An 11,436-nucleotide genomic window follows, 5' to 3' on the forward strand; every position below is an offset into this window, starting at 1 on the left:
GAAACCTGGCCCTGCACTGCCTGCCGATCACAGGGATCCGTCCAGGTATGCCGTGACCTCACTGATCTCGCCAAGGGCGCAGATTTCATTTCAAGGAGGGCGATTGAATGCTCGACCTTCTCAGAAAGGTGCTTGCCGGGAGTTCCGGCTATGTCGAGATCCGGCGCCACAAGCGGGTGCAGACGGCCGTCGATGCCAGGAATGGCGCCCTTTTTCGTGTGGAACGGAAGACCCAGGCCGGAGCTGGGGTGAGATGCCTGGTGGATGGCTGCTGGGGATTTGTGTCTACTACCGAGGTCACCGAGGATGGGCTTCGGAAGGCGATCTCAGAGGCTCAGGAGGCAGCGCGAGCGGGGTCACTGCTCAGGCGCGAAAAGGCCGTCCTGGCCCCTGCCAAGCTTGCCAAGGGGGATCTGGAATATTACAACTCGGTGGGCCAGCCAGGGATCGCGGAGATCATCGGAGTCGTGATGGATACGGAGAGGCGGATGCGCGAACGCTCGCCGTTGGTTGTTGGGAGCATTGTGAGGTACAACCAGTATGAAGACGAGAAGTACATCGCCGCCTCGGACGGGGCGGCCGTTCATATTCGCGACAACAAGCCCAGCTTCCATATTTCGGCCACTTGTGCCCGCGATGGTAAGCTGGAGATGGCCACCGAGACGTGTGGGGTTACCGGTTCGTGGAAAGACCTGATCCGGAAGGCAAGCCCCGAGGCGCTCGCGGATAAGGCGGTGGAGCTTGCAGTTGGCAAGCTCGATGCCGGTTACGCGCCTGGCGGCCTGTACACTGTGATCCTAGACCCGATGCTCGTGGGCGTGTTGTCCCATGAGGCCATAGGCCACACTGTTGAGGCGGATTTCGTGCTCAGCGGCTCGGCGGCTCGAGGGAAGATCGGCCAGAAGGTCGCTTCGGAGCTGGTCACCATGGTTGACGATGGCACTCTGGCTGGGGCGTCCGGCATGGTTCTGGCTGACGACGAGGGCGTGGCTGGTCAGCCCACTGTCATAATCGATAAGGGCATCCTCAGGGAGTATCTGCACGACCGTGAGACGGCCGCTTCCTTCGGCGCGGAGCCTCGCGGGAACTCCCGAGCCTTCACCTATCGAGATCAGCCCATTATCAGGATGACGAACACCTTCATACAGAGCGGATCAGGGAACCTGGATCAGATGATAGCCGAGATAGACCATGGGCTCCTTCTCAAGGGACTGGGCCAGGGCGGACAGGCCGATTCGACGGCGGAGTTCATGTTCGGCGTGGCCGAGGCCTACAAGATCAGCCACGGCAAGGTCGGGCAGATGGTCAAGGGGATAAGCATCTCTGGCCAGGCGTTCGAAGTGCTGCAGAGCGTGGATGCGGTCTCGTCCGATTTCGAGATGGCCATGGGCGCCGGACACTGCGGGAAGTGGCAGCCTGCCAAGGTCGATGCCGGCGGACCATACCTGCGCTGCCGGGTCACCATTGGAGGCCAACATGAGTAGGGGAGGGAGCAGCTTGAGAGGGCTCGGCCTCTGCCAGCGTTTGGTTGAACGTGCTTTGGCTATGGGGGCTGACGGAGCGGAGGTGTTCTACCGCAAGGCCCGAACGCTTGAGGCCGTATTCGAGAAAAATGATCTACAAGTGCCCAAGGGTGATGCATACGAAGGAATAGGAATACGAGTGACGCGCACAGGCGGGAGCGGCGCCTCGGGGACGGGCCGTGCACACTGCGCGCGCGGTGCGAACGGTGCGAAGCAGGGCTTCGCGGCCACCAACATCCTGTCGGACGAGGCGCTCGACGACTCCCTGAGGGCGGCCATGGCTATCGCTGAGGCATCGCCTGAAGACCCAAATGTCTGGCTTCCTCAGCCTTCACCTGTGTACGCAGTGCCCGGACTGTGCGATGATTCCGCCTACGGGATCACTCTTCGCGATGCTCTGGAGCAGGGCCGGGCATTCGTGGATTCCGCGCGCGGCTACGATCCCAGGGTCACGGTGGACTCAGCCAGCTACAGTGTGGAGCTGGCCGAGAAGGCCATCGCGAGTTCAACAGGCATTGGCCTTTCGGAGAGGCGGACTACGTTCAGCTGCGTGGGGATGGGCTTTGCCGTCGATGGCGAGTCTATGTCCTCTTTTGATCTGGAGGTTGCAGCCTCCTGCCGGAAGGACGGCATCGACCCAGCGGCGGCAGGCCGCAGGCTCGGCGAGAAGGTCGTGGCTTCCCTGGGCGCTTCCACGGCGCCAGGTTTCAAGGGCAGCGTGATTATCACTCCATACGCAGCGATGGATTTGATCATCGAGCCAGTGCTCTTCTCGGTCAATGCTGAGAATGTGCAAGGAGGCAGATCCAGGTGGAAGGGGATGCTCGGTTCGGTGGTCGCATCGCCGCTGCTATCCATCGTCGATGACCCGGGAATGCCAGGAGGCGTCAGTTCCACGTCGTTCGACCGCGAGGGGACGCCTCCGCGCGCTCTCGAGATCGTAAAGGACGGCGTGCTCGGCAGCTATCTGCACAACTGCCGCACCGCACGGAAAGATGGAGTAGCGTCGAACGGCCATGCAGCTGGAGGAGATGAGAATCTGCCTGAAGTGGGCCCCACCAATGTCATTATCGCCTCCGGCAGGACGCCGCTTTCGGACATGATTCGCAACTGCTCCAAGGCCCTGATCGTGAACAGGTTCTCCGGAAATGTGGATCCCGTGAGCGGCGATTTCTCCGGGGTGGTCAAGGGCGGTCAGTATATCGCAGCAGGCGCTGTGGTGTGTCCAGTGAAAGAGGCCATGATCGCTGGGAACATATATGAGCTTCTGAAACAGGTAGTTGATCTGTCGAAGGAGACCCTGGCGATTGCCGAGTTCACGGTTCCATACATTCAGCTAGACGGGTGTTCTGTTACTGGTAAGTAGAGGGTCTCATCTCGGGCCTATGCACCGTGTATGGAAAGTGCTGTGCTGGTCCGATTGTCGTTGCGTTGTGTTGACTGCGTTCTCTGTGAGGCCGCCGTGGGCTGGGCGGCGAGGGGGGATTTACATGAAAAGGCTTCTTAAGGCAGTGCTGATCCTGGTCGCTGCCGTGATGCTGGCTTTCGCGGGATTTGTGGCAGTGGTGTCTATCACCGACTATCGGCCCGCGCCCGTTGAGGATGTGGACGTGGACAACCAACGCTCTGGGGTGCTCGATGCAGATCGCGAATTTGCGATCACCACCTTCAACATCGGTTACTGTGGTCTGGACAAGGAAACCGACTTCTTCATGGATGGCGGGACGATGTCGAGGGCCATCAGCAAAGAGCACGTCCTTGCGAGTTTGGACGGGGTGCTGAGGTTCCTGCAGGGGGCGAACTCCGATTTCTTCTTCATACAGGAGATAGACAGAAGGAGCACGCGGAGCTACAACGTGGATGAGTATGATGCAGTCACGAAGAGCGTGCCGGAGTACGCTGCATCCTTCGCTGCCAATTACAAGGTGGGGTGGGTGCCTGTGCCCGTGATGCGGCCCCATGGGCGGGTCCTGGGCGGGCTGGCGACTCTATCGAGGTTCGAGGCAGCGAGGTCACGCAGGTTTTCGCTGCCCGGCGTCTACTCCTGGCCCACACAGCTCTTCATGCTGGATAGATGCCTCTTGGAGAGCAGGATTCCGCTGACCAGCGGGCGCGAACTGGTTCTTGCCCATCTTCACCTCGAAGCTTACGATAAAGGCGGTACAATACGCGACCAGCAGCTCGGCTTCGTGAAGGATTACGCCGAAGCTGAGCTTGAGAAGGGCAACTACGTGGTCATCGGCGGCGATTGGAACCACATGCTTTCTGAGAATGCAGAAGAGAAGCGGGCTGCCGCGGGCGATTCGTGGCCAAGCTGGCTGCAGACACTTCCGGATGACTTCACGCCCGATGGGTATGCCTGGGCGTATGACGAGTCGACGCCAAGCAACAGAGGCGTCGACGCCCCCTATGACCCCGGGAGATCATTCCTTGTGACGATAGATGGATTCCTTGTTTCAAACAACATTGAGATCGTGAGCGTGCATGGGCACGACCTCGGGTTCGAGTACAGCGACCACAACCCGGTCACTGCTGTTCTCAAGCTGAAGGAGCGAAGCCATTGAGGGGGGCCTGCCAGGCGCATGCTTATGAGCAGACTTGGATTATCCACTGCGTTCAGACTCTCGGTTTCCAGTTCTGAAGCCAGGTGATAGCTGGTTTAAGAGGCCGGGCTGAGCATGGATTTCCTTGACTTAGGTGTATGGCGTGCATATAATGAACGCAAGTCAACTGGGACGGCCAGACTTGTGATCATGGCAGGAGGGAGAACACTATATGCTGAAGAGGACGATTCTGACTATTGCGGCATGTCTTCTGATCGTAACCGCGTCAGTCTCGGTCATTGGGGCGACCCCGGTGAACGGCGGGACCCTGAAGATTGCTGCCACATCTATGCAGCAGCTCGATCCGTACAAGACCGCCGCCAATGATGAGACCAACCTGTGTGGGCTCGTATTCGACCCCCTGGTAATCATCAGCAAGGACAACTTCATGCCCATACCGCATCTTGCAGAGAAGTGGGAGACGCCGGATGATCTCACATGGATCTTCCGAATCCACAAGGGTGTGTATTTCCAGGAGGGCAACGACATCTTCAAGAAGGGCGCAAAGCGCGAAGTCACTGCAGATGATGTTGTCTACTCCATCAACCGGTTCCTCAAAGTGAGCACCAAGTTCACCCTCGGCGATATCAAGAGCGTAAAGGCACTGGATCGCTACACTGTGGAGATCAAGACTCCGACGCCGTCTCCATTCCTGGTGGCCGACTCCAATCGGCTGGCGAGCGTAGGAATTGTCCCACATGAGGCCATCGAGAAGCTGGGCGAGGATGGCTTTGCCAAGCGCCCCATAGGCTCTGGCCCCTTCCAGCTCAAGAGCTTCTCTCCTGACCAAGGCGCGGTGCTTGAGCGCAACCCCAACTACTGGTTGCCCGTGCACATCGATAAGGTGGAATTCGTAGTCATCCCAGACCCGACGGTCCAGATAATGGCGCTGACTGCGGGCGAGGTTGACGTGGTTCCGTATCTGTTCAACATCGACGCTATGGCGACTGTCGCCAAGAACCCCAAGCTTGAGACTATGGGACGCGGCGGCTCATACAGGGGCCTCGGCTTCAACGTGACGAAGCCTCCCTTCAACGAGCTGGCAGTGCGCGACGCCATATCAAAGGCAATGGATATCGACGCGGCCTTCAAGGCGGTTGTGGCGCCTCACGGCGAGCGAGCCTACGGACAGTGCGCGCCTTGGCTGCCGCATGGCTATGACCCGACCCTCAAGAGCCTTTGGAAGTACGACCCCAAGGAGGCCCTCGCCATTCTGCAGAAGGCAGGATTCCGCGATACCAACGGCGATGGAATTCTCGATCGCAATGGCCAGCCTCTCAAGGTGGAGATACGAACCATACCCGGATCCCAGGTGCGCGTACTGACGATCCTCGCTACCCAGCTCAAGCAGATAGGAATCGATGCATCAGTAATGCAGCAGGATTCCGCGGTGTGGGTGTCTGATATCGTTGACGGCAACGCCGGAGTCTTCTTCGACTTCAGCTTCGCCGGAACCACTGGTCTGCACTCGCTCTTCCACAGCAGTTCGATCGGCAGGACAAACGGCCACTTCTACTCCAATGCGACCGTGGACTCACTGCTGGATCGAGCTCTTGCCACTACCGATATCAACAAGATCACGAGCCTGTGGAAGCAGGCGCAGCGGCAGATCATGATGGACCGAGCCTCGATACCGCTGTACTTTGAGTGGGGTTACTCGATTGTAAACAAGAAGGTAAACGACTTCGTGCCGCCGTGGGGTGGTCTGCACCTAGTGAGCATGGAAAACAACGTGTGGATCTCAAAGTAACTAGTACGCTCGGCATGTTGTTCCGAGTGTGAAGTCGAACCCAGGGAGCTTTGGCGGGGAGGGCGGGCTTTCCAGGCGGCGAGGCTTGGAATGCGGACCCCTCCCCTCTGAAGTTAAGAGGGGAAGAACGCAATTGGCGAGATTCATTGTCCGTCGCCTGCTGGCGACGATACCAGTTGTCATCGGCATCACCTTCATAGTGTTCGCCATGGTGAGTTTCGCCCCGGGGGACGCTCTCAAGCTGATGCTCGGTTCAGAGACGGTGAATGTGGAGAATGTGGAGCGCCTGCGAAAAGAGCTTGGCCTGGATAGACCGTGGTACGAGCAATACCTGAGCTACATGCGCGGCCTGCTCCATGGGGATATGGGAAGGTCGATCGTGTACCACCGCCCCGCTGCCGACCAGATACGGGAGAGGTTTGGGAACACTGCAATCCTCGCCGTAAGCTCAACGCTCTTCGCGCTGGCGGTGTCGATTCCTCTGGGGGTGCTCGCTGCGGCCAATCGGCGCAGCTGGGTGGATTACACGGCCACCACCCTTGCCATGCTGGGAGTGTCGCTTCCAGGTTTCTATCTCGGCATTCTAATGATCATCCTGTTTGGAGTGAAACTCGGATGGCTTCCGATCAGGGGCATCGGCGCAACTGGGGCAGGCGTGTGGGCGTATGTCAGGCACCTCATCATGCCGTCCATAACTCTCGGCAGCGGCATGGCTGCCATCCTTACTCGCCTCACAAGATCGTCGGTGCTGGAGGCCTTGTCCCAGGATTTCGTGCGCACTGCTAGAGCCAAGGGAGTGCATGAGCAGATCGTTCTCTACAAGCATGCACTCCGCAATGCGTTGCTGCCAGTGGCTACCACCTTCGGCATGCAGTTTGGCGCCCTGCTTGGCGGCGCAGTGATAACTGAAACCATTTTCTCATGGCCAGGTATAGGCATGCTCGCAGTGAATGCGGTAAAGCAGCGTGACATCCCCCTGATCCAAGGGACCACGCTCGTTTTCGCCCTCTGCTTCGTGCTCGTGACGCTTGCAGTTGACATACTATACGTCTTCATCGATCCGAGGATCAGATATGAGTAAGGATACGGGTGTAATGCAGGAAACAAAGAGAACGATCAGATCTGAGTTCGCGCACGTTGTACGCGTGTTTCTAAGGCACAGGCTCGGAGTCATCGGCGTGGTCATGCTGTTGGCGTTCATCGCGTCTGCAGTGTTTGCGCCGGTGGTCGCGCCTAGGGATCCGTTCGAGATGGATCTCGCCTATCCGTTCATGCCGCCTGGGTCGCCAGGGCATATTCTGGGCACCGACAACTTCGGGCGAGACATCTTCTCCAGGCTCGTATACGGCTCGAGAATCTCCCTGCTCATCGGCGTCGTGGTGGTCTCGATAGCGAGCGTCCTCGGTTCGTGCCTTGGCCTTTTCGCAGGCTACTACGGTGGATGGATCGACGGCGCCGTGATGCGGCTTGTGGAGGTTTTCTACTCGTTTCCATTTCTCATCTTGGTGATCGCGGTGATGGCTCTTCTTGGCCCAAGCATCTTCAATGTGATGTGGGTCTTGGGCGTTGTGAGCTGGCCGTTGTATGCCAGGCTGGTCAGGGCTCAGGTGATGTCGCTGAAGTCGGAGGACTTCATCAAGTCCGCAAGGGCTTTGGGCTGCAGTGACGCCCGCATCATGTTCAGGCACATACTGCCGAACGTACTCACTCCTGTGATAGTATCCGCAACACTCGGCATTCCCGGCGCCATTCTGTCATCTGCATCCCTAGGATTCCTCGGATTCGGAGTTCAGCCGCCAACCCCTGAATGGGGCGCCATGGTGAGCGAGGCTAAGGACTTCATGCTTCTCAACTCCAACATGATCATATGGCCTGGGATGTGCATCTTCCTCGTGGTCTTGAGCTTCAACTTCGTCGGCGACGCCCTGCGTGACGCGCTTGATCCGCGCCTCGCTAAGCAGCTGAACTGAGCGCGGCCAGCGTGGACGCGGGGTGCGCTCGAACAGAATGAACGGGAGGTCTGCAAATGAAGAACGCAGCCATTTCCATAGAAGATCGGCTCGCGAAGGTGCCGGAGTACACTCGGTTTGTTACAGTCGACCAGCTCTACGCCCGCGCCCACGAGGCAGCGGCGGCACATCCGGAGTTCGCCAAACTCACCATCGTCGGGAAGTCCACTGCCGGCAGCGAGATACCCATGATCTCTATCGGAGGCGGGCCCGCCAGTGTACTCGTTTTCGCCTGCCCTCATCCAAACGAGCCCATCGGAGCGATGATGACCTACTTCCTCATGGATGAGCTTGTCACAGACGAGCAATTACGCGCAGGGCGCACCTGGCACATCCTTCCCTGTGTCGATCCTGATGGCACTCGTCTCAACGAGGGTTGGTTCGCCGGGCCGTTCAGCATCAGAAACTACGCTCGTGGCTTCTACAGGCCGCGCCCGCAGGATCAGGTAGAATGGACTTTCCCCATCGAGTACAAGACGCTCAAATGGGACAATCCCAAACCCGAGACTCAGGCTCTCATGAAGGCCATAGAGCAGACACGTCCAGACGTCATGTATTCCCTGCACAATGCGGGATTCGGCGGGGCGTACTACTACATGACGGACGGACTAGGCACGGAACACTACGCTGAGCTCCACAGGATTCCAGTGGAGCGCGGCATCGCGCTTTCTCTGGGCGAGCCGGAGATGCCGTGGTCGATTCAGCTGTACCCTGGAGTTTTCAAGGAGACTTCGGTGACTGACTCATACGACTACTACAGCAAGTTCGCCCCCGGAGACCCGGCCCAGTACATTGTGGGCGGAGCGGGCAGTTCGGAGTGGGCGAAGAACGTGGCCCACCCGTTCTCTCTGGTCACTGAAGTCCCATACTTCATGTCGGCGAAGATCGGCGACCAGACTCCCACCGCTCGCACTCGTCGCGATGTGATTCTGGAGGGGATCAGCAAGTCAAGGCACGTTTACGATGTGCTCTCGAAGGCCCTTGAGGCAACGAAGGATCTGATCTGCACGGGTTCCGGCCCACTCCTCCGCGGCGCGGTGGCCACGTTCGTCGAGGCGGGCAGGAAATCGCTTCCGAGCCAGGAGCGATGGGCCAGGGAGACCCCTGGAATGGAGCAGCTGGCGACCGTGGCCCAGGCTGCAGACTCCCTGTATGTTGAAGTGTTCTACAGAATGCTCGTCGCGAGCATGCTCGCCCGTGCCGTAGAAGGCGAGCTGAAGACGGCTGGCGCCGAGGGACAAGAACCGGGCGCGAAGTGCTGCGGATCCTGCTGCGGTCAGTCCAGACAGGCGACACTCCGGCGTGTTCTGGATGAGCTGCGGATGGAGATCGACGGCTGGGCCTCGGAGATCGAAGAGAACCTCGCATACGAAGTCGTTCCCATAAGGAATCTGGTTCAGGTTCAGTATGGAGCGCTTCTTGTAGTTCTCGAGGCCAGGGGACTGTGAGGAGGAGCTGGAATTGCCGGAACTACGTGAACCGTTGCTGTCGGTGAAAGACCTGGTCACGCGGTTTGTGACTGAGGACGGCGAAGTGACGGCTGTCGATGGCGTGAGCTTCGACGTGATGCCAGGCGAGACCTTAGGCATAGTGGGGGAGAGCGGATCGGGCAAGAGCGTCACGTCCCTTTCTATCATGCGCCTCATCCCGACCCCGCCAGGGAATATCGCGCGCGGTGAGGTCATGTTTGGAGGGCGCGATCTGTTATCCCTTTCTAATAATGAGATGCGGGCGATCAGGGGCAACGATATCTCCATGGTATTCCAGGAGCCGATGACCAGCCTCAATCCAGTCTTCACAATCGGCGATCAGATCATGGAGGCCATCCTGCTTCACCAGGCGGTGAACCAGCGGACTGCACGCGAGCGAGCGATAGAGATGCTGCGCAAGGTGGGAATTCCCTCGCCTGAGCGCCGCGTGGACCAGTATCCGCACCAGATGAGCGGTGGGATGAGGCAGAGGGTGATGATCGCCATGGCGATTGCCTGCAACCCCAGGCTCCTAATCGCCGACGAACCCACCACTGCCCTCGACGTGACGATCCAGGCGCAGATACTGGACCTGATACGCCAATTGAAGGCCGATTCCGGGGCATCTGTGATGCTCATCACCCACGATCTCGGAGTGATCGCAGAGACAGCCGACAGAGTGGCCGTGATGTATGCGGCGCAGATCGTTGAGTCGGGCGACGTTGAGACCATCTTCGAAAACCCGGCGCATCCCTACACCAGAGGGCTCCTACAGTCGGTTCCCGTACTGACTGAGGACACGGATCGCCTGCACTCTATTGAAGGCGTCGTGCCGAGTCCGTTTGACATGCCTCATGGGTGCAGGTTCGCCCCACGCTGCCCGAACGCTGACGCCGGGTGCAGGAGCGAGGCGCCCCAGCTGAAGGCGATTGCCCCTGGGCACGAGGTCAGGTGCATCAAGGCCAGAGGGGAGGCGGCAGTGAGGTGAGCACAGGCTCTGCTGAACAGCTGCTGCGCGTTGAGAACCTGGTGAAGCATTACCCAATCACCCAGGGCATCATTCGACAAAAGCAGATCGGCGCAGTTCATGCCGTCGACGGGATATCGTTTGTCGTCCTGAACGGGGAGACCCTGGGGCTGGTTGGGGAGAGCGGATGCGGAAAATCCACGACCGGTCGCTTGCTGATGCGCCTCGAACCGCCCACAGAGGGAACTATCGATTTCGGCGGGCGCAATTGGCTGGCCATGGGCAAGAGTGACCTTCGGCGCGCGCGCAAGGACATGCAGATAGTGTTCCAGGATCCGTTCTCCTCGCTCAACCCGAGGATGACCGTGGGAGAGATCATTGGGGAGCCCATGTTCATACACGGTGTCGCAAAAGGCGCCGAACTGGAGCGAAGGACAGCGAAGTTGCTGGAAGTGGTGGGGCTCGACCGTTCGCATGCGCGCCGGTATCCCCACGAGTTCTCCGGAGGACAGCGCCAGCGCATAGGCGTTGCGCGGGCTCTTGCTCTGAACCCGAAACTCATTATTCTCGACGAGCCAGTGTCAGCTCTCGATGTGTCGGTCCAGGCGCAGGTCATCAACTAGCTGCGGGATCTGCAGCAGGAGTTCGGGCTGACTTACATCTTCATCGCTCATGATCTTGCAGTAGTGCGCCACATCAGCGACCGGGTGGCAGTGATGTATCTCGGCAAGATCGTAGAGATTGCGAAGAAACGAGAGCTATACTCAAACCCCGTCCACCCGTATACCGAGGCTCTGATGTCGGCGGCGCCTGTGCCCAACCCGAAACTCAGGGGTGAGAGGAAACGGATCATCCTGGAGGGAGACGTGCCCAGTCCGGTCAAGCCACCCAACGGGTGTCGCTTTCATACCAGATGTCGCCTGGCGCAGGACATATGCCGAGAGAAGGAACCGCCATTCACCGATGTGGGCGGAGGGCATATGTGCGCGTGCTGGGTCCGATGCAGCTAGCAAGACCAAAGATATGTGGAACGCCTCCGGGGAATCTGGCGGCAATCGCTGCGATGCAGCGAGCCTCCGCACTTCCTGAAGCCGGTTCTGTGAGCGTTGTACGGA

At 59.1% G+C, this 11,436-nt stretch carries 8 protein-coding genes and 1 pseudogene; all 9 read left to right on the forward strand.

Going from position 1 to position 11,436, the window contains the following annotated elements; all coding sequences use genetic code 11:
• The first annotated feature begins 107 nt into the window (after nt 1-107).
• The 9 genes and pseudogenes from VB144_11245 (at nt 108) to VB144_11285 (ending at nt 11,331) form a co-directional block, all read left to right on the forward strand.
• Nucleotides 108-1,484 carry a TldD/PmbA family protein gene (locus VB144_11245; GenBank protein MEA4884207.1) on the forward strand — a complete coding sequence of 459 codons (1,377 nt, stop codon included), beginning with the start codon at nt 108-110 and terminating at the stop codon, nt 1,482-1,484.
• Nucleotides 1,485-1,497: 13 nt separating this feature from the next.
• Nucleotides 1,498-2,889, forward strand: a complete 1,392-nt coding sequence (locus VB144_11250) for a TldD/PmbA family protein (protein ID MEA4884208.1) — start codon at nt 1,498-1,500, stop codon at nt 2,887-2,889.
• 124 nt (nt 2,890-3,013) lie between these two features.
• Entirely contained in the window at nt 3,014-4,087 is a 1,074-nt protein-coding gene (locus tag VB144_11255; protein MEA4884209.1) for an endonuclease/exonuclease/phosphatase family protein, read from the forward strand.
• Nucleotides 4,088-4,298: 211 nt separating this feature from the next.
• Nucleotides 4,299-5,876, forward strand: a complete 1,578-nt coding sequence (locus tag VB144_11260) for an ABC transporter substrate-binding protein (GenBank protein ID MEA4884210.1) — start codon at nt 4,299-4,301, stop codon at nt 5,874-5,876.
• 133 nt (nt 5,877-6,009) lie between these two features.
• The gene (locus VB144_11265; GenBank protein ID MEA4884211.1) at nt 6,010-6,957 is read left to right on the forward strand and encodes an ABC transporter permease; all 948 of its coding nucleotides are present in this window, start codon (nt 6,010-6,012) and stop codon (nt 6,955-6,957) included.
• The gene (locus VB144_11270) at nt 6,950-7,846 is read left to right on the forward strand and encodes an ABC transporter permease (GenBank protein ID MEA4884212.1); all 897 of its coding nucleotides are present in this window, start codon (nt 6,950-6,952) and stop codon (nt 7,844-7,846) included. Before VB144_11265 ends, VB144_11270 begins: the two co-directional genes overlap by 8 nt.
• Before the next feature lie 56 nt (nt 7,847-7,902).
• A complete protein-coding gene (locus VB144_11275) occupies nt 7,903-9,333 on the forward strand; it encodes a M14 family zinc carboxypeptidase (protein ID MEA4884213.1) in 1,431 nt (476 codons plus the stop codon).
• A gap of 13 nt (nt 9,334-9,346) precedes the next feature.
• The gene (locus VB144_11280; GenBank protein MEA4884214.1) at nt 9,347-10,342 is read left to right on the forward strand and encodes an ABC transporter ATP-binding protein; all 996 of its coding nucleotides are present in this window, start codon (nt 9,347-9,349) and stop codon (nt 10,340-10,342) included.
• Nucleotides 10,339-11,331: pseudogene (locus VB144_11285) on the forward strand (dipeptide ABC transporter ATP-binding protein). The gene VB144_11280 and the pseudogene VB144_11285 overlap by 4 nt, the downstream one beginning before the upstream one ends.
• Nucleotides 11,332-11,436: the final 105 nt, after the last annotated feature.

The organism is Clostridia bacterium (genome assembly GCA_034926675.1).
Classification (GTDB): Bacteria; Bacillota; DTU025; order DTU025; family DTU025; genus JAYFQW01.